Source organism: Vagococcus sp. AM17-17 (genome assembly GCF_003471765.1).
Lineage (GTDB): Bacteria > Bacillota > Bacilli > Lactobacillales > Vagococcaceae > Vagococcus > Vagococcus teuberi.
Genome location: NZ_QRJY01000001.1, coordinates 632797 through 659004 on the forward strand (window position 1 = coordinate 632797; position 26208 = coordinate 659004).

The 26208-nt window shown below is 34.9% G+C and carries 18 protein-coding genes; 2 read left to right on the forward strand and 16 right to left on the reverse strand.

Annotation, left to right across the window (positions count from 1 at the left end; genetic code table 11):
* Window positions 1-3 precede the first annotated feature (3 nt).
* From purK to DW196_RS03115, 5 genes are all read right to left on the reverse strand, one after another.
* A complete protein-coding gene (gene purK, locus DW196_RS03095; RefSeq protein WP_187363567.1) occupies window positions 4-1125 on the reverse strand; it encodes a 5-(carboxyamino)imidazole ribonucleotide synthase in 1122 nt (373 codons plus the stop codon).
* Complete coding sequence (purE, locus tag DW196_RS03100) at window positions 1118-1603, reverse strand: 5-(carboxyamino)imidazole ribonucleotide mutase (protein WP_199566557.1); 486 nt, start codon at window positions 1601-1603, stop codon at window positions 1118-1120. The genes purK and purE overlap by 8 nt, the downstream gene beginning before the upstream one ends.
* 79 nt (window positions 1604-1682) lie before the next feature.
* Window positions 1683-3083: a gluconokinase gene (locus DW196_RS03105; protein ID WP_118250012.1), complete on the reverse strand. Its 1401-nt coding sequence runs from the start codon at window positions 3081-3083 to the stop codon at window positions 1683-1685.
* Between the two features lie 120 nt (window positions 3084-3203).
* A complete protein-coding gene (locus tag DW196_RS03110; RefSeq protein ID WP_118250014.1) occupies window positions 3204-6200 on the reverse strand; it encodes an AAA family ATPase in 2997 nt (998 codons plus the stop codon).
* 194 nt (window positions 6201-6394) lie between these two features.
* Window positions 6395-8419 carry a urocanate hydratase gene (locus tag DW196_RS03115; RefSeq protein ID WP_118250016.1) on the reverse strand — a complete coding sequence of 675 codons (2025 nt, stop codon included), beginning with the start codon at window positions 8417-8419 and terminating at the stop codon, window positions 6395-6397.
* Window positions 8420-8666: 247 nt separating this feature from the next.
* Here DW196_RS03115 and hutI point away from each other — a divergent pair, with 247 nt between their 5' ends.
* A complete protein-coding gene (gene hutI, locus DW196_RS03120) occupies window positions 8667-9920 on the forward strand; it encodes an imidazolonepropionase (protein ID WP_118250018.1) in 1254 nt (417 codons plus the stop codon).
* 89 nt (window positions 9921-10009) lie between these two features.
* Here the strand turns inward: hutI and DW196_RS03125 are convergent, their stop codons facing one another.
* The 8 genes from DW196_RS03125 to ftcD form a co-directional block, all read right to left on the reverse strand.
* Window positions 10010-10888 (reverse strand): YitT family protein, encoded by an 879-nt coding sequence (locus DW196_RS03125; RefSeq protein WP_071457288.1) that lies wholly within the window; start codon window positions 10886-10888, stop codon window positions 10010-10012.
* Window positions 10889-10912: 24 nt separating this feature from the next.
* On the reverse strand, window positions 10913-12211 hold the full coding sequence (gene hisS / locus DW196_RS03130; RefSeq protein ID WP_118250216.1) for a histidine--tRNA ligase: 1299 nt from the start codon (window positions 12209-12211) through the stop codon (window positions 10913-10915).
* Between the two features lie 130 nt (window positions 12212-12341).
* The gene (hutH, locus tag DW196_RS03135; RefSeq protein WP_071457290.1) at window positions 12342-13895 is read right to left on the reverse strand and encodes a histidine ammonia-lyase; all 1554 of its coding nucleotides are present in this window, start codon (window positions 13893-13895) and stop codon (window positions 12342-12344) included.
* A gap of 68 nt (window positions 13896-13963) precedes the next feature.
* The gene (locus DW196_RS03140) at window positions 13964-15319 is read right to left on the reverse strand and encodes an APC family permease (RefSeq protein ID WP_118250020.1); all 1356 of its coding nucleotides are present in this window, start codon (window positions 15317-15319) and stop codon (window positions 13964-13966) included.
* Between the two features lie 86 nt (window positions 15320-15405).
* The gene (locus DW196_RS03145; RefSeq protein ID WP_118250022.1) at window positions 15406-16017 is read right to left on the reverse strand and encodes a HutD family protein; all 612 of its coding nucleotides are present in this window, start codon (window positions 16015-16017) and stop codon (window positions 15406-15408) included.
* Between the two features lie 17 nt (window positions 16018-16034).
* Window positions 16035-17711, reverse strand: a complete 1677-nt coding sequence (locus DW196_RS03150; protein ID WP_118250024.1) for a formate--tetrahydrofolate ligase — start codon at window positions 17709-17711, stop codon at window positions 16035-16037.
* 43 nt (window positions 17712-17754) lie between these two features.
* Complete coding sequence (locus tag DW196_RS03155) at window positions 17755-18381, reverse strand: cyclodeaminase/cyclohydrolase family protein (protein ID WP_118250026.1); 627 nt, start codon at window positions 18379-18381, stop codon at window positions 17755-17757.
* Between the two features lie 13 nt (window positions 18382-18394).
* Window positions 18395-19294 carry a glutamate formimidoyltransferase gene (gene ftcD, locus DW196_RS03160; RefSeq protein ID WP_118250028.1) on the reverse strand — a complete coding sequence of 300 codons (900 nt, stop codon included), beginning with the start codon at window positions 19292-19294 and terminating at the stop codon, window positions 18395-18397.
* Window positions 19295-19895: 601 nt separating this feature from the next.
* Here ftcD and glmL point away from each other — a divergent pair.
* Window positions 19896-21278 (forward strand): methylaspartate mutase accessory protein GlmL, encoded by a 1383-nt coding sequence (gene glmL, locus DW196_RS03165; RefSeq protein ID WP_071457296.1) that lies wholly within the window; start codon window positions 19896-19898, stop codon window positions 21276-21278.
* Window positions 21279-21335: 57 nt separating this feature from the next.
* On the opposite strand, the gene DW196_RS03170 is transcribed toward glmL, so the two are convergent.
* The 3 genes from DW196_RS03170 to glpO all read right to left on the reverse strand — a co-directional run bounded on the left by DW196_RS03170 (window position 21336) and on the right by glpO (window position 26199).
* The gene (locus DW196_RS03170; protein WP_118250030.1) at window positions 21336-23459 is read right to left on the reverse strand and encodes a glucosaminidase domain-containing protein; all 2124 of its coding nucleotides are present in this window, start codon (window positions 23457-23459) and stop codon (window positions 21336-21338) included.
* Between the two features lie 186 nt (window positions 23460-23645).
* Window positions 23646-24365 (reverse strand): MIP/aquaporin family protein, encoded by a 720-nt coding sequence (locus tag DW196_RS03175; RefSeq protein ID WP_071457299.1) that lies wholly within the window; start codon window positions 24363-24365, stop codon window positions 23646-23648.
* Window positions 24366-24372: 7 nt separating this feature from the next.
* Window positions 24373-26199 (reverse strand): type 1 glycerol-3-phosphate oxidase, encoded by a 1827-nt coding sequence (gene glpO, locus DW196_RS03180; RefSeq protein ID WP_118250032.1) that lies wholly within the window; start codon window positions 26197-26199, stop codon window positions 24373-24375.
* Between the last annotated feature and the right edge of the window lie 9 nt (window positions 26200-26208).

The following is a 26208-nucleotide window of genomic DNA, read 5'->3' on the forward strand; positions in this document are numbered from 1 at the left end:
TTCTTATTGCCAAATATCTTGATTTTGAATTTCTGTTAATGTTTCTGAAATACTATTTGATAATATCGTAATGTGACCCATTTTTCTACCTGGTTTTTCATCTTTTTTTCCATAAAAATGAAAATTCCAATTATTTTTTTTAGAGACAACCTGTTTCGCTTTGCTTTGTTCGTCTCCAATTAAGTTCACCATCACTGCATCACTAAAAATTTTGATATTAGGCATTGCCCATTGGCAGATTCCTAATATATGTGTATCGAACTGACTTGCTGAACACGATTCAATCGTGTAATGACCAGAATTATGTGGTCTTGGTGCAATTTCATTGACTACCAATTCTTCTGTTTCAGTTACAAACATTTCAATCGCAATTGTGCCACATGCTTCAAGTTCTTTACTAATTCGTTTAGCTAGTGATACAGCCTCTTTTGCACATGCTTCACTGATTCTAGCTGGGGCGATACTAGTAAACAAAATATTGTTCACATGCTTATTTTCTGCTACAGGAAACACACTAATCTCTTGACGCTTATTGTTTGAAATAATAACAGAGATTTCTTTTTCAAACGACACCCATTTTTCCAAAATACATGTCGCATTTTTTAGTAATTCTTGACAGTCTTTTATATCCTCTTCACTGCGTAATACAATTTGACCTTTTCCATCGTACCCACCAACAATCGTTTTTAGTACACTTGGAAACCCAATCACTTTATGTGCTTTTTTTAATTCATCAACTGAATGAATGACTTCAAATGGAGAGACTGGGATATTATGTTGAACTAAAAATTCTTTTTCAAATTGTCTATTTTGCGATATTTTTAATAGTTTCAATCCTTGAGGGAGTTTGCCTATTTTGTCATATGGTTCTAATACTTTAGCATCGACATTTTCAAATTCATAAGTCAAAACATCTGATTGATTAGCTAATTTCTCAATAGCTAAGACATCATCATATGGCGCTTGAATATGGAAATCACACACTTGAGCAGCTGGACAATTGTCATTAGGGTCAAGTATACCGACAACAAATCCTTTTTCTTTTGCACTTTGAGCCATCATTTGACCGAGTTGTCCACCACCAATAATACCAACTGTTTGCGAAGGCAAGATAGGATTAATCAAAAGAGTCACCACTTTCTAGTACAGTTTTCTTTAACTGCTGTCTATATTGATGCAGATTTTCTCTAATATTTTTATCTGTGATGCCAATAATTTGAGCTGCTAATAAACCGGCATTTTTAGCGCCAGGTTTACCAATCGCTGTCGTTGCGACAGGAATTCCCCCTGGCATTTGAACAATTGATAAAAGTGAATCCATTCCTTTTAAACTTTTTGATTCAACTGGTACACCAATGACTGGTAACGTCGTTAAAGCTGCCACCATTCCTGGTAAATGAGCCGCACCACCTGCTCCTGCGATAATGACTTTATAGTCTTTACCTTCTGCTTCCTGAGCAAAAGCGAACATTAACTCTGGTGTCCGGTGAGCTGACACAATTTTTTTATCATACGTTACATTTAGTTCATCTAAGACATCACATGCTTCTTTCATCGTATCCCAATCAGATTTACTACCCATAATAACAGCAATATCACTCATGACTACTCTCCATTCTGTCTTTTTTTTCATTGTAACAAGTGATAAAAAATCTGTCAAAAATATACGTAAGTTTTAAAAGTTATTTGTTTATAACGTTCGCTTCTAACTCTTTTTTAAATGATTCATAGCTATGATTGTATAAATGATGATTATCTTCCGTATAAAATGTTCGACGGTGGTCTGATAATAAAAACGACTTAACTGGATGAATTAGACTCACTGCTCCAAAATTTGGTTCATTGTAAACTGATTGAACAACATTTTGACCAAAAATATCAGCTGCCATCATGGCTAATAACTCATTCGCAAAAAAGCCGCCATTCACAGTAATCTCTCGTGGCTCTAATTCAATTAATTCACTGATATAGCGTAAATTATAAAAAATACCTTCGACTATACTTCTAACCATATGATGTTTAGTGTGTTGTAAACTTAGTCCAATGTATTTTCCTTGAGGAGTTGATTGCCAAATTGGGGCACGTTCTCCTGTTAAATAAGGGAAAAATAGTAGCTCATCACTTCCGATTGGTGATTGACTAAGAGAATGATTTAGCTCTTGATAAATAGACTGACCTTCAAAAAAGACATTTTCAGCCCATGTCATAATTTGTCCGCCATTATTTGTCGCACCACCAATGACCCAATAAGTATCGTTTAAGTAATAGCAAAACGTCTGTCCTTTATCATCTAACTCAATTGTTTTAGATAATTTACGCACCGCGCCACTCGTTCCAATCGTGATGGTATTAAGCGTACCATTTGCGACATAACTAGCATAACTCGCTAAACAACCGTCACTTGCACCAATATAAACTGGGATATTTGGTGTTAAGAATAATTCATCCGCAACATCTTCAAGGAGTGGGGCAGAATAATCCGTATCAACTAACTTAGCTAACATTGATTCATCTGTTCCAACTTTTTTCAAAATGGCTTCATCCCATTTCTTATCATAGATATTAAATAAGCCTGTTGCTGAGGCAATGGAATAATCTACGACAAATTCTCCTGTCAATCGTTCCATTAAGTAATCTTTCATTCCAACCCACCGAATAACATCGTTAAACCATTTTTCTTTTTGGAAATACCCAATTTTTGCAAAAGGTGACATCTCGTGAATGGGTGTCCCCGTTTTTTTATAATAATTTAGATAGTTTTTTTCTGATTTTATTGTTTCAACAAATGGCTTGCTTTGTGCATCTAGCCAAATATACATCTCTTCGTCTCGTCCCTCAACTATTGGCATAATACTATGCATAGCTGTTGTCAAAACGATTGAATCAATGTTGTAACCCTCTTGTGTCATGGTACGAATACCTCGTACAATTTGACGATAAATGTGAGCTGGACTTTGGAAAACTCTACTTCCTCTATCTGTAAATGTTTCTATCGGTAAGACTAATTCTTCTATAATCGTGTCTTTTTCAAAAATTTGTAACTTAATATTGGTTGTCCCAACGTCAATCGCTAAAGGATACATCCCATATCCACCCTTCTTTTTCTTTATAGTTTTATTTTAACATCAAATCACTGGTTTCACTAAATATCTTCGATGATTAAAGATAAAAAAATTCAAGCCTCTTATTGAGACTTGAATTTATTATCTAATTTCTTTTAATTTACTAATTTCATAAGCATCTTGGTAGTCATTTAAATACTCACAAATCGTTTCAACTGGTAAAAAATCATCTATATCGTCATGATGGTACACATGGTAATTGATATATTTTGCGTATTCTATCATGCCTGTATCACGACAATTCCCCATCCGTTTTGCATGTTTTTCACCTTGAGTTAAATAAAATTGAGATTTCTGCATATGATTCTTTTGTGCATACAAAATAGAAAGATATGCATCTAATTTAGCTCGTTTCCAGTAAAAATTTAAACTAGAAAAAATTTCTTCTGCTTTTAAGAAATAAATTTCTGCTTCTTCATAATTTCCTAAAGCAAACAATGCCACGCCAACATTAATATAGAATATTGTTAAACTTGAAAGTGCTTGATTACTTTGACACAAATCAATGGCTTTTTCAAACATACCCACAGCATCTTGGTACTCTCCATTATTCATCCGTATTTCACCTAAGTAGTTATAGGCTGCTGCAATGCTCACTGAATACTTTTTACTGATTTCATCAGTCAACATAAACGTATTAATGGACTCTTTTAGTAACTTCTCAGCCACCGTATTATTACCGCTCATCATATGATAAAGTCCCTTAAGACGTAATAAAATACCGATTGATTGATGATTGTTTTCTCGAATCGACAAATCCAAAGCCAGTTCTATGTAATAAATCATCTCTTTAGGTTCATTTATCTGAATATAATAATAAATCATTTGCTTATACCCATTTAATAAATAAGAGCTCTCGTTTAATTCTTTTGCTCTAATCAACACGCTTTGAATGTTTGCCACACCTCGCTCATACTCTCCATATTTTATCAAAAAACGACCTTCCAGGTACAAATATTGAAGTTTGAGTAAGTTATATACATTTGTTTGTTTATCATCTGGACTTAATTGTGTTAATCGTTGATTAATTTTTGCAAATTGCTCTGTTGCCCATTCTTTGTTGAAACTAAATGGATCCACACCGTATTGTCCTTCAACTGGGAATAACTCATGATAAAAACCAAGGTACCCTTCAAAATATTTTAGACGATATTTCAAACCACTTAATTCATCTTTTCCATGTTTGTAGTGATAAGCTATCGTGTCATACTGAAGAATATCATTGCCTCCAGGTTTAAGTTGCGATTCTAAAAATTCAGCAATGCGGTGATGAAGTACACGTTTTTTAGCAAGAGATTGATTCATATAAACAAACTCCCGTAACTTCACATGAGTAAAACTTGTCGCAATTTTATCTCTAACCACTTTTTCAACTAAGATGTTTTTTGATACGAGGCTTTCAATCATCGCCACGATATCATAACTTGATTTATTGGTTAAAAACACCAGACTATCAATTAAGGCATAATCATAAAAATAAGAAATAATAGACACTAGTTCTTGTTCTTCTTCTGTTAGATATAAAAAGCGATTTCGTAAAGCATCTTTCATCTTCACTGTCATGGTATTTAAATTCATATTGCTATTTAATAGGGACACGTACTCAATTAGGAAAAATAAGTTTCCTTCCGTATGTTGATACACATTATCGACTATTGTAGTGGTCACATCAAAATGCGGCAATTTTTTGCGAATAAATCCATCTGTTTCCTCATATGAGAAAGGTTCTAGATTGATAACTGCTAACTTACCACTCTGTTTTAATGTATTGATAAATTTGTCCAATGGATAACGCTCAACACTTCTAGCGGACATCATAAACATCGCATTTGTATGGCAATGTAGTATAACAGTCGTCAACAAATCTAAACTGGATTCATCCATCCACTGAATATCATCAAATAAGAAAATAAGTTGTTGTTGTTGAGATAACTTATTAATAGCTTCTATCATCAAATCTGACAACATCTTTTCCTTGTAAGGTTCTGTCTCTCCATGCGAAATCACTTCAAGAAATGGCTGAGTAAAACTAGGAAAGACTTTTCGAATCACTTTTTGCCAAACAAGTGGATCGATTAATTCTTGATTTTCTATTATAACCGTCAATTGATCAATAATTTTTTTCCATGGACGTAACAAATGATTTTCTTCTGCTTGATAGCACTGTGTTTCGATGACTTTAAACTCATCTGATACGCTATCTATTGCCCGATTTATCAACGCACTTTTTCCAATACCCGCTTCACCGCGAACCACCACAGATTGATAAGACTGACGACTTTTAAAAGCCGCAAAATTCACTGATAATTGTTGTAACTCTTCTGAACGACCATAAAATAGTGATGAAAAACGTTGATTGTTAGTCGTATTTTCTGACAAAATCCTCTCAAGTGACGTTTCATAAATGGCTTTTGTTTGTTTATTTGGTGTAACTCCAAGCTCTGATTTGAACAAATTAGATAACTTATGATAAACATCTACTACTTTATTATCTCGGCTTTGTTGTTGATAAAAAGTCATCAAATACTGATAGTTAATTTCATTAAATTCATCAATAAACATTAATTGTTCAATCGCTTCTTCTACATGTTTATTCACACCATTGGTAATATCTTGTTCTATTCGACGATGAACGGTCTCAACGAACTTTTTCTCAAAAAAGCTTTTCATCCTAACAACCCAAAAATCAAATCCTTCACATTCTTTTAAATAAAACCCTTTCAAAAATTCACCTTTATAAAGATAATAATATGTTTCAGGATCCTGAGTAAATTGTGCCACATCACTTGTGAAGTTTATTGTGTCATTTAACATTAACAATGATTTATTTGGAGAAATAATTAGCTCCATGCCTAAACTTTTATTTGCTTGATAAATGGCGTTTCGAAGATTCTTTTTTGCATTCTTATCACTCTTATCTGGCCATAACAATCCTGATAATTCATCACGACTAACGGTTTTATTAATTAATAAATAATAAAGCATGGCATTGATTTTAGAAAAAGAAAACAAAACAATCTCACCATCTAAACTTACTTCCGGTGTTCCAAACAATCGACAATTTAAATAATTTCCCATACCGTAAAAACTCTCCCCACTTTAACAAATCACGATTTTTTGTATATTAATGACATACACATATACCCTGTCACCATAATTATACTATTTTGTTATAGTAAAAGAAATCGTTTTCGGCAAATTGAGACAATAAAACCCTCTCGCTGTAAAAACGAGAGGGTTTAGAGATTTGGATAGGAAGTCCACTCTAATCGTTATTTAAATAATTCACTTACTGCTGATTTTACTTTTTCATCATCAGCTAAATATGGAATCGTGATATGATCTGATCCTTTTCTCATTTCATTGTATTCCATTGATGTTTCAATCGCATGGTCATTTCTTGCCCAACTACGACGAGCAACTCCACCCATAGTGTCCCATGCAATCGCAGATTTGATGATCTCGTCTGTTAATTCAGTTCCATCTAATACTAGACCAAAGCCACCGTTGATAGATTTACCAATACCAACACCACCACCGTTATGTAAAGCGATTAAACTCATACCACGAGCAGCATTCCCTGCGTAACATTGTGTTGCCATATCAGCAGTTACATTACTCCCATCTTTAATATTTGATGTTTCACGGAATGGTGAGTCTGTTCCAGATACGTCATGATGGTCACGACCAATCATCACAGGGCCAATTTCCCCACGGCGAACCATTTCGTTAAATTTAAGCGCAATATTCACTCGGCCCATTGCATCTTGATATAATATACGAGCTTCTGTTCCAACAACTAATTTGTTATCTTCAGCATCACGAATCCAGTTGTAGTTATCACGGTCTTGATAACGACGAGTTGGATCGATTACTTCCATAGCTGCTCTATCTGTTGCCATTAAGTCTTCATGTTTACGTGATAAACATACCCATCTAAATGGACCATAACCATAATCAAATAACATAGGTCCCATAATGTCTTCTACATATGATGGCCAGATAAATCCATCTTTATCATTCACACCGTTTTTAGAAATTTCTTTAATACCAGTATCATATATCGCTTTCATAAATGAGTTACCATAGTCAAAGAAGTAAGTTCCTTTGCTTGTTAGTGATTTGATCACGTTAAAGTGACGCTCTAATGTATCATCAATCATTTTTCTAAATGTATCTTGATCTTCAGCAAGCAAACGAGTTCTTTCTTCAAATGTGATACCAACTGGGCAATATCCACCTTCATATACGTTATGACAAGATGTTTGATCTGATAATAAATCAACATGAATATCATGTTTGTCAACATATTCAAGCAAATCAACAACATTACCATGATACGCAATAGATGTTGAATCTTTGTTATCTAAGTATTCTTTAGCTAATCTCATTGTTTCTTCTGGTGTTTCAGTCACATGACTAATCCAACCTTGTTCTAAACGAGTATCAATACGAGAGCGGTCAACTTCAGCTACAATTGTCACTGATTTAGCAATCTCACCAGCTTTACCTTGAGCCCCACTCATACCACCTAAACCTGATGTTATGAATAGCTTTCCAGTTAAATCTCCATCGTCTGGAATTCCTAATTTCAAACGACCAGCATTTAATAATGTATTAAATGTTCCGTGTACAATCCCTTGAGGACCAATGTACATCCATCCTCCAGCAGTCATTTGTCCGTAGTTTGTGACACCCATTTGTTCTGCAATTTCCCAGTCGTGAATATTGTCATATTCCCCAACAAGTAAACCATTTGTGATGATGACTCTTGGAGCATCTTTTTTAGAAGCAAATAAGCCTAATGGGTGACCAGATTCAAGAACCAATGTTTGTTCATCAGTCATCTCTTCTAAGTAACGTTTAATTAATTGATACTGCATCCAGTTTGAACAGACTTGGCCTGTTTCACCATAAGTCACTAATTCATAAGGATATAGTGCAATGTCAAAGTCTAAGTTATTATCAATCATAACTTGCATTGCTTTAGCTGCGGTACATTTTCCCTTATACTCATCTATTGGTTTACCATAGATGCGTTCTTCTGGATACCAACGATAGCCATAAATACGACCTCTTGTTTTTAATTCTTCTAAGAATTCTGGAATCACTTGATCATGAAATTGTTCTGGTACATAACGAAGCGCATTTTTTAATGCTAATTCAGTTTGTGCTTCAGTTAAACGGAATCCTCTGTCTGGGGCACGACGAATGCCTTCTTCGAATTTCGGCATATCTGGTAACACATCTGGCAATTTAATCGTCATTGCTTTACTAATATCAGTATTTTTAATCATTGTTACTTCCTCCTTAGTTTATCTTGAGTTACTTATCTCTTTTCCTGTAGACATAAGTGAATGAATCATTAAGTTATGGCTTTAGTTTATCCTCCCATAGTCTATTATGGGTCAATTTACAGCAAAAAGTCTCTTTTTTTCTCTTTTTTTTCTAAAAAAAATTTTTTGACCCTTTTTAGATGATACAAGACTACATTATACTCATTAAATGGTTATAATTAGTGTAAGAATAAAAGGAGGAATCTTCATGAAAGCAGATAAACTATTAGTACACTTTAGTCAAATTTTTTCACCGATAGATAAACAACGAGCATTAAAGGGAGCAGAAATGTCTGAAGCAACCATTATTGAAGATGGTTACATTGCCATTAAAAATGGTAAAATTTTAAAAATTGGTAGTGGGACTCCTGACGACTCTCTAATTGGTGATCATACTAAAATCCATGATTATACAGGAAAACTTGCAACACCAGGATTGATTGATTGTCATACTCACTTAGTATATGGTGGCAGCCGTGAAAATGAATTTGCCAAAAAATTAAATGGTGTCTCTTACTTAGATATTTTAAAAGAAGGTGGCGGTATTTTAAGTACTGTACGCTCGACAAAGAGTGCTTCTTTTGACACCCTTTACGATAAATCAAGTCATTTATTAGATGAGATGTTAATCCACGGTGTAACAACAGTTGAAGCAAAAAGTGGTTATGGTCTTGATTGGGAAACAGAAAAAAAACAAATGAATGTGGTAAAAGAATTAAATCATACTCATCCAATTGATTTAGTGTCAACATTTATGGCAGCTCATGCTATTCCTGAAGAATTTAATGGCGATGGGGATGCGTTTATCGATCAAATCATCATTGAGATGCTACCAAAAGTAAAAGAAGAAAATTTAGCAGACTTCTGTGATATATTCTGTGAAACTGGTGTATTTACAGCGGAGCAATCTCGTCGCTTACTTCAAGCAGCAAAAGACTTAGACTTCAAATTGCGTATTCATGCTGATGAAATCGATTCAATCGGTGGAGTTGATGTGGCGGCAGAACTTGAAACAGTGAGTGCGGAACATTTAATGGCTGCTACTGATGAAGGGATCAAAAAAATGAGTGAAGCAGGTGTTATTGGTAACTTATTACCAGGAACAACGTTCAGTTTAATGGCTGATACTTACGCTCCTGCCAAAAAAATGTTAGATGCTGGTATGGCTATTACATTATCCACTGACTCAAACCCTGGAAGCTGCCCGACAGCTAATATCCAATTTATTATGCAACTTGGTTGTTTCAAAATGCATTTAACACCAATCCAAGTATTTAATGCCGTGACAATCAATGCTGCTTACTCAGTTGGTTTAGGGGAATCAATCGGAAGTTTCACAGAAGGAAAACGTGCTGACATTGCCGTATTTGATGCACCAAATATTGATTATCCATTATATTTCTTTGCAACAAACTTAGTCAAAGATGTTTATAAAAATGGAGAATTGGTTTCAAAAAATTGACAACTTGTGTAAGTCTTATTTTTACCTGTCATGTGAAAATGAGTTTATAAAAAGCCACCTAGCAAATTGCTAAGTGGCTTTTCTATTGATTAAAATTCAAAATCATCAAATTTTCCAATTGTGTGGACATTTTCTGAGATACTAACAAATGCCTCATTATCCGCTTCTTTGATTGCTTCTTCCAATAACGACATTTCATAACGTGTAATAACCGTCAAAAGAACCACTTTTTCACGGTGATCATACGCTCCTTCTGCTTCATTTAAAATCGTCACACCTCGAAGTAATCGCACCTTAAGTTCAGCTATCACTTTTTCAGGCTGTCTAGTAATGATTAAAGCTTGCATTTTTTGTTGTTTAGTAAAAATAAAGTCAGTCACTTTTCCACTCACAATAATTGATAGCAAACTATAAAAAGCATACGGAAAACCAAATAGATAGCCTGCTGCTATTACAATAATCCCGTTGATTACCATCGAAATTGAGCCGATACTACGACCCGTCTTACGTCGAATCACAATAATCCCAATATCCAGTCCACCTGTAGCAATACCATTTTTTAACGCTAAACCTAGAGAACTTCCTCCAATGGCCCCACCAAAAAGTGCACAAATAATTGGGTCTTTAGTTAGTACAATTTCAGGTACAATGCTAATTGCAAGGGATGCGGCTGTCACACTTATTAAAGTAAAAATGACAATTTCTTTATTCATTTTTCTCCAACCATAAATTAAAAATGGTACATTCATCAAATAATAAATGACCGATATCGACAAACTCACGCCAAACCATTTGTCAAAAACAGTGTTTACTATTTGAGAAAAACCAGTGATTCCACCAGTATAGATTGAAGCTGGGTGCCAAAACATGTTTAAAGCAATCGCGTATAATAACGCGTATAAAAATATAACCGTTAATTTACGAGTATTATCAGCAATGGTACTAGAGTCCTTGCTAAATCGTTTCATGGTAAGTCTCCTCCAAAGATACGTTTACTCCCCTATTATGTTGTTGTAAACATTGCTAAAGGATGTATAAACATCATCTAATGAAACGGTTGTCTCTTCACCTGTCACCATATTTTTTACACGAACAACTTTTTCTGCTAATTCTGATTCACCAATAATTAAAACAAGTTTAGCATTTAATTTATCTGCAGACTTGAACTGAGCTTTTGCTTTACGATTTAGGAAATCACGTTCACAAACAAATCCTGCTTGTCTTACTGCTTGAGCTAATTTTAAACTTTCACAGTTTGTCTCTTCACCTAGACCAACAACATATACATCCACGTTATTTGCTGCAGGAATTTCCACTCCTTCAGCATCCATTGTGATTAAGACACGTTCAATTCCCATACCAAACCCAAATCCTGAATCATGACTATCTGGTCCATTAAATTCTGAAACCAATCCATCATATCGTCCACCAGCACAAATTGTGGTAATCGCACCATTAAATCCTGGCGCATTACTCATAATTTCAAATACTGTGTGGTTGTAGTAGTCAAGACCACGAACCATTCTATGATCGACTACGTATTCCACACCCATTGCATCAAGTAATGATTTCACTTCAGTAAAGAAAGCATTTGACTCTTCATCTAGATAATCTAAAATTGACGGTGCATTTTCGACAATTTCTTTATCTTTTTTATCTTTACTATCTAATACTCTAAGTGGGTTAGTATGTAAACGACGTTTTGAGTCATCACTTAATTGGCCGCTTAAAGGCTCTAAATAATCAATTAATGCTTGGCGATAAACCATACGATTTTCTCTTGTTCCAAGTGAGTTAATCACTAATTGAGTATGTGTCACGCCTAAACGTTTAAAGAAATCTAGTGCGACTAAAATCCCTTCAACATCTGTTGCTGGATTACTGCTACCTAATACTTCAATCCCCATTTGGTTAAATTGACGTAAACGTCCTGCTTGAGGGCGTTCATAGCGAAACATTGGGCCAATATAAAAAGCTTTAAACGGATTTTGATGTTCCGGTCCGAATAATTTATGCTCAACGTATGAACGAACTAATGGAGCAGTTCCTTCAGGTCTAAGCGTTATATGGCGATCACCTTTGTCTTTAAAATCATACATCTCTTTTGTCACGATATCTGTTGACTCACCAACACCTCGTGTAATAACTTCAATATGCTCAAACATTGGCGTTCTGACTTCATGAAAGTCATATTTTTTTAATACGTCACGTGCAGTTGATTCTACAAACTGCCATTTTTCTGATTCACCTGGTAAAATATCGTTTGTTCCTTTTGGTTTCTGATATTTCATCGTCATACACCATCCTTTTCTCGTTATATTCATACTACATAATATTGATTCGATACTCAATAGTTATCACGACTTATTTACAAATAAAGCTATGAATCTTAATCAATTCAGAGCTTTATAAGTGGTTTATTTATTTTCCAAAATCAAATTCGATATCTAAGTCTACAACTTCTTCAACAGCTTTTAATAATTCGCCATTGATTAATACATCTGTGGCTTTTTCTAATTCGTCATACATTTCAATATCTTTATCTAAATCAATGAATTTTACATATTTTCTAAAGACATCATACGCTACTTGAGTTCCTTTACCTAATACACCACGGTCTTTAATGAAGTCAATAGCTTGACATGCTGCCATCATTTCAGTTGCAACGATACGACGAGAATTTTTCGTAATATCTCTAGCAGTTCTAGCTGCTGTTGTTCCCATGCTTACAAAGTCTTCTTGGTTTTCACAAGATGTAATTGAGTCCACACTTGCTGGATGTGATAAGATTTTGTTTTCTGATGCTAATGATGCTGCAGCATATTGTGTAATCATAAATCCTGAGTTAACGCCTGGATGTTTCACTAAGAATGAAGGCAAACCACTTAAGTTAGTATTTACCAAACGTTCCACACGACGTTCAGACACGTTACCAATTTCAGCAGAACCAATTCCTAAATAGTCAAATGGTTGTGCCATTGGTTCACCGTGGAAGTTACCTCCTGAAATAACATCTCCACTACGAGTGATAATTGGATTATCTGTTACAGAGTTAATTTCGATTTCCACTTTTTTCTTCACGTAAGCCACAGTATCTTTACTTGCACCATGAATTTGAGGCATACAACGTAATGTGTAAGGATCTTGTACACGTTCAGCTGTTGCTTGCGTTGTTAAGGTACTTCCTTCTAACATGTGACGAATATTTTTCGCTGTTGCAAGTTGCCCACTTTGAGGACGAATAATATGTAATTCTTCATCAAAGGCATTTACAATACCATTGTGTACTTCTAATGATAATGCTCCGGCAATGTCTGAAAGTTTTAATAACTCGATTGAATCATGTGTTGCTAATGCTCCGATAGCGGTTAAAACTGTTGTACCGTTAATTAAAGCCAAACCTTCTTTTGCTTCTAAGTGAATCACTTCAACACCAGCACGAGCCATTGCTTCTTTACCTTCTAATAATTCGCCATTGTAATAAGCACGTCCTAATCCTAACATTGGTAACACCATATGTGATAATGGTGCTAAATCTCCTGAAGCTCCTAAAGATCCTTTTTCTGGAATATGTGGTACAACGCCATTATTTAACATAGCCATTAAGGTTTCAATGGTACTTAAACGAATACCTGAATAGCCTTTTAATAAAGAGTTGATACGGATTAACATAATAGCACGTACTTCATCTTCTCCTAAAGGATCACCAAATCCACTTGAGTGAGTACGAATTAAGTTTTCTTGTAATTGTCTAGTTTCTTCTTGTGGAATACTTACTTTAACAAGGGAACCAAATCCAGTATTGACACCATAAGTTACTTTTTTACTGTCGACAATATCATCAATAATTTTTCTTGAAGCATTCACTGCCTCGATTGCTTCTTGTGACAACGTAATTGTTGCACCTTTTCTTGCTACCTCTACCACTTGTTCCAATGTTAAATCATTACCTGTTAATGTAATTACTTCAGTCATTATTGCTTCCTCCTAAACTCATTTTCAACTTAACAACTCACTTCACTCATTCAATACTTTTTAACCCTTTATTTCACTTTATTAGCGTTTTTACCATTCAATACGAAATAGAAAATTGCAGCAATCACAATACCAATACCTCCAGCAATTAAACTCTTACTGTTTGCTCCCATGACAAGCATCCACACACTAACTGCGACAGCAAGTAGTGGAATCACTGGACCAAATGGTAATCTAAAGGCTGTTTCCACACCAGGATTTTTCTTACGTAAGGAAATAACGGCGATTGCTGTTGGAATATATTGAATAAATCTAAATACCACACTTAATTCTGCTAATTGTTCGAAACTTCCACTTAATAATAATAAACAAGTCAATACACAAGAGATGATAATGGCTACATAAGGTGCGTCTTTTTTATTTTTCTTAGAAACGATTTTTGGTAGTAAACCTTCATCAGAAATACTTGCTCCATAACGAGGAATCATCATTGAATCCCCAACGTTTAATCCAAGAATTGAAATAAGTGCCCCGATGGAAATAATCCATCTACCAGCAGGTCCTATCATCATAGCAAAGGCATCTTGTACAGGCGCATTTGTTTCTAAAATCCCCACTCCAAGCATCGCAATGGTTCCAGCGATAATCATGAAGTAAAGAATTGATACGATACTAATTGAGCCAATAATTGCTTTTGGAACATTTTTCTTCGCATTTCTCATCTCACCAGCTACAACTGGTAAAGCTTCAAATCCAATAAACGCATAGAATACTGTCATTGATGTTCCGGCCATAGCCTTAGATAACGTCATACCTTCTTTTAGTTGTAGGAATGGTGTAAAGTTACCAGCGTCAAAACCATTTTTAATAAAGAAAATACTCATAAAGGTAAACGCAATAATAGGAATCAATTTTGCGATCGTGATACTGATGGTAAAAATTTTGGATGTTTTAAGTCCGGTACTATTAATAATAGATAATAATATCACTAAAATAACACTAATCGCTTTATTATGCCCTTCTAATGCAGGTATTGTAACAATTAATAATTTGGCAAATCCTGCTGCCATTGCTGACCAAGCGATAATCGTTACAAACCAACCTAATAGTCCAACGATAAACCCAACTAAATCACCAAAAGCTGATTTAGAATATTGGAACGCACCACCATTTTTGTCAAAATAACACGCCACTTCAGCAAAACATACTGCCAAAAGTAACACCAACACCGCATCAAATACCATGGCTAATAGAGAAGCTGGTCCTAAATCTCGATAAATTGTTTGTGGTAATAAGAAAATACCTGAACCAACTACTGCATTAATACCGTAAAGCGTTGCACCACCTAAACTAAATTTTGAACTTTCTGAGTTTATTTCGGTTAATTTAATCTCATCAACCGGTGTTTTTGTTTCGGTAATCATAAGGGGCCCCTTTCCGATCATCTGATCGTTAACATAATTTGTTCATTTTTAATATATAAAAATGCTTCCTATCCAAATTATTTTTATTAGAGCGACTTTTCATTTTTCCAAACAACAACTTCGACAACTGCTGGTGATTGTTGTGGTTGATGAGATTCTATACTAATCATCGAAATCGTACGACCCTCTTCTACCATGACACAATCTCCGGCTTCCAACTTGACAACATGTTTTTCTTCTTGGTCTATATACGTCATGACTCCATCAACTAACATATAGTAAAAGTATCGAACACAAGGTAATAATTGTCTATCACGAATAGTTGAAACAGCAGACATTTCACTAGTGTAGGTTGGTTTAAAGATAACGTTAAAGTCTTGACATTTCCCGACACTTTTTGTTTTATCTGCTCCATCAAACTCATCAACTTCAAACGGTTTCATTTTTTTATTAACAGTAAACGATTCTGATTCATGTGTCAGTTCTAATGGATGATTCAATGACATCAACAAACGCTTATAGCCAGGTAACGCTGAAAATGTACTTTCTTCGATTTCTACTGAAGCCGTAGAAATGCGGTAGTCAAATTTTCCAGGCTCATACTTACCCGTTGGTGGGTAGAGAAACACTTGGGTCGTTTCTCCCCCACTCCAACGAGATGTTTGATAATCATTCTGTTTAAATAAATGATACAACATATTTTTGCCTCTACCTTTTAGAACAATCCAGTAATGTTACCTTCTTCATCGATATCAATTCTTTCAGATGCAGGTGATTTTGGTAGTCCAGGCATTGTCATAACTGCGCCAGTTAACGCTACGATAAAACCTGCTCCAGCAGATACTTTGAGATTTTTAATCGTAATCGTAAAGTCTTTTGGTGCACCAACAAGTGTCGCATCATCAGAGAATGAGTATTGCGTTTTCGCCATACAGATAGGCAACTTATCGTAACCCAATTCTTCTAATTGTTTCAATTGTTTTTTAGCCGGTCCAGTTAATTCAATTCCTTTACCGCCATAAACTTTTTGTACAATCTTAGTTAATTTTTCTTCTATTGAATCTTCTAAGTCATATACGTAGCTGAAACTATTATCTTGTTCTGCTAATTCCATGACTTTTTCAGCTAACTCAATACCACCTTCGCCACCATTAGCCCAAACGTCAGATAAAACAACTTCTACGCCACGCTCTTTACATGCTTTTTCAACTGCTTCGATTTCAGCATCTGTATCTAATGGGAATTTATTGATTGCTACAACAACAGGTAAACCATAAACGTCTTGAATGTTTTCAATATGTTTGTCTAAGTTAGTTAATCCTTTAACAACAGCTTCTACGTTTTCTGGTTCTAATTCTTTCTTAGGAATGCCACCGTGCATTTTAAGAGCTCGAATTGTTGCGACTAATACAACGGCATCAGGTTTGATATTTCCTAAACGACATTTAATATCGATGAATTTTTCAGCACCTAAGTCTGCTCCAAAGCCAGCTTCTGTAATCGCGTAATCTGCGTATTTCATCGCCATTTTTGTTGCGATAATACTGTTACATCCATGCGCAATATTGGCAAATGGTCCACCATGAATAATGGCTGGTGTGTGTTCTAATGTTTGAACTAAGTTTGGATGAATCGCATCTTTAAGTAAAGCTGCCATTGCACCTTCTGCTTTCAAATCGCCAGCAGTAACTGGTTTTCCTTCAAAATTATATGCTACTACCATGTTTTTAAGTTTTTCTTTTAAGTCATCAATATCATTTGATAAACATAACACAGCCATAATTTCTGATGCTACAGTAATATCATAACCATCTTCTCTCGGAACACCATTGACGCGTCCTTGTAATCCATTCACAATATGACGTAATTGACGGTCATTCATGTCAACAACACGTTTCCATGTGATGTTACGACTATCAATACCTAACGCATTACCATGATGAATATGGTTATCAATCAAAGCAGCTAATAAGTTATTTGCTGCGCCTATTGCATGAAAGTCACCTGTAAAATGTAAGTTAATATCTTCCATAGGGACAACTTGAGCATGTCCACCACCTGCTGCTCCACCTTTAACACCAAATACTGGTCCTAATGATGGTTCACGTAAAGCGATCATTGCCTTTTTACCTAATTTAGTAAAGGCATCAGCTAACCCAACAGATGTTGTTGTTTTTCCTTCTCCAGCTGGAGTTGGTGTAATAGCTGTTACTAAAATTAATTTACCGTCTTTTTCATTTTCTAGCCTAGTTAATTCACGAGCATCTAATTTCGCTTTATAATTACCATAAAGTGTTAAATCCTCTTCTTTTAATCCTAATGGAGCCGCTACCTCTTTAATTGGTTTCATTTCAACTGAATTTGCGATTTCGATATCTGATAAATGTGCCATAACTTTTTCTTCAACCCTTCCATTTAATTAATTAACATCTTTTTTAAACGACTTTTAATGTTTCCTCATAAATTTCATCTGCTAATAAACAACCCTTAGCTAATAATGCTTCACCGTCTTGTCGATAAGACGCGACAAATTCTTCATTCTTGATACCTGATAAATTAATTAAAACATTCAACCATGCGCCTTGAATTCCAGCTTTTAAGCTAAGTGCTGCAACACCTAAGTCACTTGCTGCATTAGTATTTGATTTTCCAATAGCACGTTTTGTCACTTCAAGTGCTTCTAACATTAATTTCATCATGTCTAGTGGTGATTTAGCTGCTCCTTCTAAAGCTGATTGCATAGCCGCACGTCTAGCTGCTTTTTCATCATCTGTTTCTTTTGGCATACTAAACACTGCTGAAACTGCGTTAAATGCTTCTGTATCTTTATCTATTGCTTCAAGTAAATTCTTTTGGAGTTGTTTTGTTTCATCGAACACTAGTTTAATTTCATCTTCATATTCAGCATATTTCTTTTTACCAATTGTTAATTCACAAACCATTTTTGTTAAAGAAATTCCCATTGTTGCAGATAATGCCGCTGCTGATCCTCCTCCAGGAGCGGGAGCATCTGATCCCAATGTTTCAACAAATTCACTCACTGTTAATTCCACTAATTTCATATTTAGCAGCTCCTTAATTTAATAAATGATTTTCTAATACTTGTTTACCGTAATCAAAGTCTTCTACTTGTAAGTAGTATTCAGCACAATCAATCAATGCTTTTGCTGGTGTTAAACCAATGATTTCACTACCAATAATATTTACACCATAACGTTTTGCTTCAAAACGGATTGTTTCAAATGTACGGTAAAGTGGTGTTCCTTCAAAGTTAACCATATTCATAGAAACTTGAGCGATGTTTCTATCTTCTAACATAACCCCAATACCTTTACAATATTTAAATCCACCACCAGAAGCGCGAATGATACGAGCAATCTTGTTAGCAATGTCAATGTTATCAGTATCTAAGTTGACGTTGAAAGCTACTAATGGCATTCTTGCTCCAACTGCTGTAATTCCTGCTGTAGGATGGATAGCTCTTTCACCAAAGTCAGGTGCCCATTCTTCTTCTTTAAGTTTTTCAGGCATACCTTCGAATTGACCTTTACGAACTTTTGCCAAGTTTTTACGGGTTGGGGCAGATGCTGATTCTTCATATAAGAAAATTGGGATATCTAATTCATCGTTGATGCGTTTTGCTACTTTTTTCGAAATGTCGATACATTCTTCTAACGTTACATCTTTAATCGGGATAAATGGAACAACGTCGGTTGCACCCATTCTAGGATGTTCTCCTGTATGTTTTGTCATGTCAATATTTTCACTTGCATATTTAACTAATTGAAAAGCAACTTCTTGAATACCATCTTCATCCCCAACAAGTGTAAACACACTACGGTTATGACTTTTATCTGAAGAATGATCTAACAACGTCACTCCACCGACACTTTTTGCCACTGAAACTAATCCGTTAATTACTTCTTCATTTTTACCTTCACTAAAATTTGGGACACATTCAATAATTTTTGCCATTATAAACAACATCCTTTCAATTTATGGTTTGATACACGTAAAAACTATGTACAGATACTATAACCTACTTTTATAATAAAAAGTAAGAATTTACTTCTTTTTTTCACTCCCTTACTTTTGTTAAAATAAAGCACAACTTATTAGGTAGCGCTTTCAATCGACACCCAAAGAATAGCATCCTTTAAATAACAAGTCAACACCACTTTTATATAAAAAGACAACTTGTGAAACAATTAATAATAGTCATTTTTTATCCTATTTTTTTATTTTATTTGCTAACAAAAACCAAGTTAAAAAAACCATTTTTTCTAATCTTAATCTTTTGACCTTTTTTTGACAAATCTAACTTTCAATACTATTAGATAGTGGAAAAACATTGATATTAAAAACATAGAACAGCCATTATTGCGATGAATCTACTAACTTATTTGTTTTATAAATAGAAAATCACTTGAACAAAACATTATTTATTCAACAACGATATATTCTCATTTTTAAAATGAAAGTTTAAAATGTCAAAACTGATTTTGACGATTATTAGATAATAAAAGACGAATAAAAAAATAATTAAATAACAAAATTTTTTTTTGAGGTGATAAACATGACAACTTATTTATTAGTAGATTTTGGTAGTACTTACACTAAATTAACAGCAGTTGATGATGAAGAAAGAAGGATATTAGCGACTAGTAAATCATACACAACTATCGAAACAAATGTACTTGATGGTTATCATAAGTCTTATGATGATTTGACCAAACAACTTACTCAACAATCATTTGATCAAGTCCTTGCTTGCTCATCTGCTAAAGGTGGCTTTAAGATGGTAGCAATTGGCTTATCTCCTACTCTAACTGCTGAGGCAGCTAAACGTGCCGCTCTTGGTGCTGGAACGAGAATTCTGAAAGTATACAGTTATGGCCTAACATCTGATAATATCAAAGAAATAGAAGTGCTACATCCTGACGTCATTTTGTTAAGTGGAGGAACAAATGGAGGAAATGATAAAAATATTTTAAAAGATGCAAAACAATTAACCGAACTATCTTTAAACATACCTATTGTAGTGGCCGGAAATGAAGGAACTTACCCTAAAATAAAAGCGCTTTTTAACCAATATTGTATTAATTACCATTTAACAGAAAATGTTATGCCTCAAATTAATCAATTAAATGCCTTACCTACTAGAAAAATATTACGAGATATTTTTATTAATAATATTATCAAAGCAAAAGGGATGAGCGATATCCAAACTCAAGTAGCAGCGGAAATTATTCCCACTCCAACAGCTGTTTTATATGCCGCACAACTCTTATCAGAAGGAACAACAACTCAAAAAGGATTTGGCAATACGTTGATTGTTGATGTTGGTGGTGCAACAACTGATATTCATTCTATTGGAAGTGGAAAAGAAGAAAAGAAAAATGTACAGTTTGATGGATTGGCTGAACCTTACAGCAAACGGACTGTTGAAGGTGACTTAGGCATGAGATATTCTGCTAAAAGTCTTCTAGAGAGTGTCACCCCTCAAGCATTTTACGATTATATCAACCTTAACGAAAGTGACTTAACACGTAAATGCGAATTCAGAAGTCAACATCCTGGCTATATAGCAGATACTATGGAAGAAAAGCAATTAGATAATACCATCGCTAAATTAGCGATTAAAACTGCTATTGCCCGGCATGCTGGCTATTATAAAAAAGAGCAAACTCCTTCAAGAACCATTTATCATCAATATGGTAAAGACTTAAGACAATTTCAAACGATTATTGGTACTGGAGGTATCCTTGTACACAACGACCAACCTACAAATGTTTTAGCTTCTGCCCTTACCCCAACAGATGAGTTAACGCTGACTCCAGAAAAAAGTCGTTTGTTTATTGATTACGATTATATTCTATCTGCCATTGGATTGCTATCAACAGTAGATAAAGAATTGGCGTTTGAACTTGCCTCGAAACATATTAAGCCATTAAATTAAAAGAATCCCCATCAATAATAATTATAATGGGGATTCTTTTAATTATACTTAAATCTACTAAAATTCAAAATAAGATGCTGGATTTAAATAGTTACGCCACATATCTGTGCTAATACCAAAATGTAGGTGACTTCCTGTTGAATTCCCAGTACTTCCTACAAGACCTACGATGTTTCCACTTGTTACTTTTTCTCCTAGTGACACACTAATTGAATTTAAATGGAAATAATTTGTGTACAAATCATTCGAATGTTTGACGATGACATAATTACCTGCTGATGGGGCAAATCCTGTACCTACAACCACACCATCACTTGAAGCAAGTACTGGCGTATTGGCTGCGATGGCTAAATCGATACCATCGTGATGTTCATTCCCTCTATAACCAAATGGACTAGAAATTACATATTTTTCTTCTAACGGCAGTGTAAAGATAGCTGTTTTCTTCGTTTCTGGATTCATAATTTCATAGGTATCTACTTCAACATTACCTTTTGTTACACGTTTCCCTTTTTTTACTGCTTGATCAAAATAAGTTAAATCATATGTTTCGATTAAAGCATTTAGTTTTTCGTCATATCTAGTGTCTGTTGCATATCTACCAGTTAAATAAGCTGTTGCTTCTTTGTATGTTTTAGCTTCTTTGTATGTTTTAGCTTCTTTTTTAGTCACGCCTTTATAAAAATCTTCATTTGATGCAATGCCTTTTTTCATCAACTCAGCATAATCTTCTAGGGATTCTTTCACTGATGGGTATTTTCTAAACTTAGCTTGTATACCATAAAGCTGACCAGTACCATTATCTTCTAATGTATAGAATGATGCTGATTCTCCTTTATACTCACCTTTAATGCCAAATAAATTGTAGTTAGGATGTGTCGATAAAGAACTTTGTCCACTACCTGATTCAAGTATGGCTTGAGCAATCATGACAGAAGCATACAAATCATATTCCTGCCCAATTTTTCGTGCTGCTTCTCCAATTTCATTAATAAATTCTTGTGTCGTTTTTGTCACTGAAAAATTAATTGGAGAGTTGGCTTTATTTGTTGTCAGTTGACTAGTATCAGCAAAGTATGTATCTTTGGCTTGTGATGGATAATTAACTGTTGGTTTTATTTCCGGTTTTTGCTCTGGTTTTGTTTCTGGTTTTTGCTCTGGTTTTTGCTCTGGTTTTTGCTCCGGTTTTGTTTCTGGTTTTTGCTCTGGTTTTTGCTCCGGTTTTGTTTCTGGTTTTTGCTCTGGTTTTTGCTCCGGTTTTGTTTCTGGTTTTTGCTCTGGTTTTTGCTCCGGTTTTGTTTCTGGTTTTTGCTCTGGTTTTTGCTCCGGTTTTGTTTCTGGTTTTTGCTCTGGTTTTTGCTCCGGTTTTGTTTCTGGTTTTTGCTCTGGTTTTTGCTCCGGTTTTGTTTCTGGTTTTTGCTCTGGTTTTTGCTCCGGTTTTGTTTCTGGTTTTTGCTCTGGTTTTTGCTCCGGTTTTGTTTCTGGTTTTTGCTCTGGTTTTTGCTCCGGTTTTGTTTCTGGTTTTTGCTCTGGTTTTTGCTCCGGTTTTGTTTCTGGTTTTTGCTCTGGTTTTTGCTCCGGTTTTGTTTCTGGTTTTTGCTCTGGTTTTTGCTCCGGTTTTGTTTCTGGTTTTTGCTCTGGTTTTTGCTCCGGTTTTGTTTCTGGTTTTTGCTCTGGTTTTTGCTCCGGTTTTGTTTCTGGTTTTTGCTCTGGTTTTTGCTCCGGTTTTGTTTCTGGTTTTTGCTCTGGTTTTTGCTCCGGTTTTGTTTCTGGTTTTTGCTCTGGTTTTTGCTCCGGTTTTGTTTCTGGTTTTTGCTCTGGTTTTTGCTCCGGTTTTGTTTCTGGTTTTTGCTCTGGTTTTTGCTCCGGTTTTTGCTCCGGTTTTGTTTCTGGCGTTTCTTCCGGTTTTGTTTCTGGCGTTTCTTCCGGTTTTGTTTCTGGCGTTTCTTCCGGTTTTGTTTCTGGTGTTACTTCTGGTGTATTTTCCGTTACATTCTCTATCACAGTATCAGCGTCACGACTTGATACCATGTCAGTTGTACTATCATTCATTTCTACTACTTCTTGATTTATTAATTCACTATCTGCCTTATTAAGACTCGTCGCTTGGACGATGGTCCCTACAGTTAAACTTTGGCATACTAAAGTCGATAATAATAAATACGGTGTAACTTTTTTCATTTTCCTATCCCCTTAAAAATCTATTTTCATATGAGATCTATCACATCTCATAAATAATACTTTTATTATATATTATGAGTTATTTAGAAAAATAATACAAGCTAACAACACAAAAAAGGGGGTTTTTTTACTAAAAAAGTTGTTAGATGAGATAAGCTCAATCTAACAACTTTTATACTTTTTATTCTATAAAGGAATCATCATCCATAAACCAGCAGCTAAAGCACCACCTACTAATGGGCCTACAATTGGCACCCATGAATAAGACCAGTCAGAACCACCCTTGTTAGCAATTGGTAAAATTTGATGAGCAATACGTGGACCTAAGTCACGTGCTGGGTTAATCGCATACCCTGTTGGTCCTCCTAAAGATAGACCTAATGCTAAAATTAATAATCCAACAACTACTGGGTTAAATCCATCAGCAAATGCATTTTGGCCAAATGCTAGTAAAGCAAATACTAATACAAATGTTCCAATTGCTTCAGTCACAACGTTTGATTTATAATCACGAATTGCTGGTCCTGTTGCAAAAGTTCCTAAAATAGCTGTTTCATCTTCTGTTGCAGCAAAATGTGGTAAGTAAGTAATCCAAACTAAAATAGCTCCCACAATTCCTCCTAAGACTTGAGCAATCATAAATGGTACTACTAAGCCCCAAGAAAAATTACCTGTTATAGCTAAACCTAGTGTTACGGCAGGATTTAAATGAGCAGGACCCATAAATCCAGATACATAAATGGCCATAGTTACAGCTGCACCCCAACCTAAAGTGACAGCAACCCAACCAGCACCTTGTGCTTTACTTTTATTTAAACTAACTGCAGCAACAACTCCGTCTCCAAGTAACACTAAAATCAATGTTCCCAAAAACTCACTAAAAATCTGTAAATTATTTGCATCCATTATTTACTCACCCTTCTGTCTTTAATTCTTCTAAGAAAGATTCAGACATTGCTTTTTCTAATTCATTTTTATAATTGCTTTCTTCTTCTTGTGTCCACTCAAAATAATGTGACATAGCATTCACTAATGCATCTTTTATTTCTTCTAAGCGATCACGTTTAAATAATAAATAATTTGTACGTCGTAAACTATAATCAACGGGAGTTAATGTCATTTCTTCTTCAAGTGAATACATTAAACTCATTGATTCTGCTTTAGTTAAACCATTAAATTCTGTTGTGTCATAAGCTAGTACTTTTTTCGTATTAGCCCCATAAAGGTTTGCAATATCTGCCGCTTCTTCTTCAGTTAAACCACTAGCTATTGCAAGTTTTGTAAATTCCTGTGTCATCTCTTCAACTTTCGTTGCATCAAACTCGCCACCTGACACTGGATAGTTTTTAGAATCCACTAACTTATAGTTTTTATTTTTTTGTTCTTTTAATAATGATGCAATCACTTTAAGAGCACCTTCAGCCATTAAACGATAGTCGGTTATTTTACCACCTGCTAACGTCACAAGGCCATCTTTTGTCACATCTAAACTACTACCACGTGACACAGATGAAGAAGATACTTGTTTTTCACCACTACTTGTCTTAGCATCTTTAATAGTTTGCTCAATTACTTCTTTAGAACCATTTCCTGCTTCAAATTCTTTAACAGATTGAATAACTAAGTCCAAACTTTCTTCAGATAATGAGTCTTTAGAACCACCATTGTAATCTGAACCAGCATTACCAGATAATAAAGGTCTTAATCCTGCCCAACTTGCTTCAATATCAGATAAACGAATATCACGATCTGGGAAGCGATTATTAACCACTTTTAGTAAATAATCAACATCTTCTTGTGTCACCGTTGGATGCATTAAATCTCCTGTATAATCAGTATCTGTTGTTCCAAAGTATGTTTTATTTTCTCTTGGAATCACAAAAACCATACGCCCATCGGATAAACCTGTATCGAAATAAACTGGTTGAGTCACAGGTAACTTGTCATAATCAACCACCAAATGAACACCTTTTGTCGGACGCATTTGACCAACAATTGTCTCATCATTTGATAAGCCACGAATCGTATCACTCCAAGGTCCAGTTGTATTCACTACGACATCAGCATGAATATCATATGTTTCATTCGTTAACACATCGACTACATGAACACCTGAAATTTTATTGTTTTCATCGTAAATAAATCCAGTTACTTTAGTTTTACTTAACAGATGAGCACCATCTTCATGAGCTTTTTTGATATTTTCAATAACAAGTCTGGCATCATTGTTCTTAAAATCAAGGTAAATCCCGCCACCTAAAAGATTTTCTTTAGCTAGATATGGACTTACTTCAAGCACTTCTTCTTTTTTCAATACTCTATTTTCATACTTGGTTCCTGTGACGTGAGCTAATTGATCATATAAATCCATCGCAATTTTCAATGAGAATAATGAAAATGTGTTATTAGGCTCATCATAAATTGGTAATAACATTGGATTTGGTTTAGGAATATGTGGAGCAATTTTTTGGACATTTGCTCGCTCGCTCACTGTATCTGATACAACTTCAACATCAAAGGTTTTCAGATATCTAATACCACCATGAACTAGCTTAGTCGAACGTGAAGATGTTCCTTCAGCAAAATCTTGCATTTCAACTAAAGCTGTACTCATACTAGAAGCAGCGGTCTGTAAAGCCAGACCCGCTCCTGTGATACCGCCACCAATAATTAATACATCAACGGAATGATCTTTTAGATAGTTAATACTTTCTTGTCTCGTTTTTAAAGAAAAACTCATTTTTATCAG

Excerpts from the sequence above, each read along its gene's own strand:
- purE (WP_199566557.1), bottom strand. The coding sequence starts at position 1,603 with ATGAGTGATATTGCTGTTATTATGGGTAGTAAATCTGATTGGGATACG.
- DW196_RS03105 (WP_118250012.1), bottom strand. The coding sequence starts at position 3,083 with ATGTATCCTTTAGCGATTGACGTTGGGACAACCAATATTAAGTTACAA.
- DW196_RS03110 (WP_118250014.1), bottom strand. The coding sequence starts at position 6,200 with ATGGGAAATTATTTAAATTGTCGATTGTTTGGAACACCGGAAGTAAGT.
- DW196_RS03115 (WP_118250016.1), bottom strand. The coding sequence starts at position 8,419 with ATGATTAAAAATACTGATATTAGTAAAGCAATGACGATTAAATTGCCA.
- hutI (WP_118250018.1), top strand. The coding sequence starts at position 8,667 with ATGAAAGCAGATAAACTATTAGTACACTTTAGTCAAATTTTTTCACCG.
- DW196_RS03125 (WP_071457288.1), bottom strand. The coding sequence starts at position 10,888 with ATGAAACGATTTAGCAAGGACTCTAGTACCATTGCTGATAATACTCGT.
- hisS (WP_118250216.1), bottom strand. The coding sequence starts at position 12,211 with ATGAAATATCAGAAACCAAAAGGAACAAACGATATTTTACCAGGTGAA.
- hutH (WP_071457290.1), bottom strand. The coding sequence starts at position 13,895 with ATGACTGAAGTAATTACATTAACAGGTAATGATTTAACATTGGAACAA.
- DW196_RS03140 (WP_118250020.1), bottom strand. The coding sequence starts at position 15,319 with ATGATTACCGAAACAAAAACACCGGTTGATGAGATTAAATTAACCGAA.
- DW196_RS03145 (WP_118250022.1), bottom strand. The coding sequence starts at position 16,017 with ATGTTGTATCATTTATTTAAACAGAATGATTATCAAACATCTCGTTGG.
- DW196_RS03150 (WP_118250024.1), bottom strand. The coding sequence starts at position 17,711 with ATGGCACATTTATCAGATATCGAAATCGCAAATTCAGTTGAAATGAAA.
- DW196_RS03155 (WP_118250026.1), bottom strand. The coding sequence starts at position 18,381 with ATGAAATTAGTGGAATTAACAGTGAGTGAATTTGTTGAAACATTGGGA.
- ftcD (WP_118250028.1), bottom strand. The coding sequence starts at position 19,294 with ATGGCAAAAATTATTGAATGTGTCCCAAATTTTAGTGAAGGTAAAAAT.
- glmL (WP_071457296.1), top strand. The coding sequence starts at position 19,896 with ATGACAACTTATTTATTAGTAGATTTTGGTAGTACTTACACTAAATTA.
- DW196_RS03170 (WP_118250030.1), bottom strand. The coding sequence starts at position 23,459 with ATGAAAAAAGTTACACCGTATTTATTATTATCGACTTTAGTATGCCAA.
- DW196_RS03175 (WP_071457299.1), bottom strand. The coding sequence starts at position 24,365 with ATGGATGCAAATAATTTACAGATTTTTAGTGAGTTTTTGGGAACATTG.
- glpO (WP_118250032.1), bottom strand. The coding sequence starts at position 26,199 with ATGAGTTTTTCTTTAAAAACGAGACAAGAAAGTATTAACTATCTAAAA.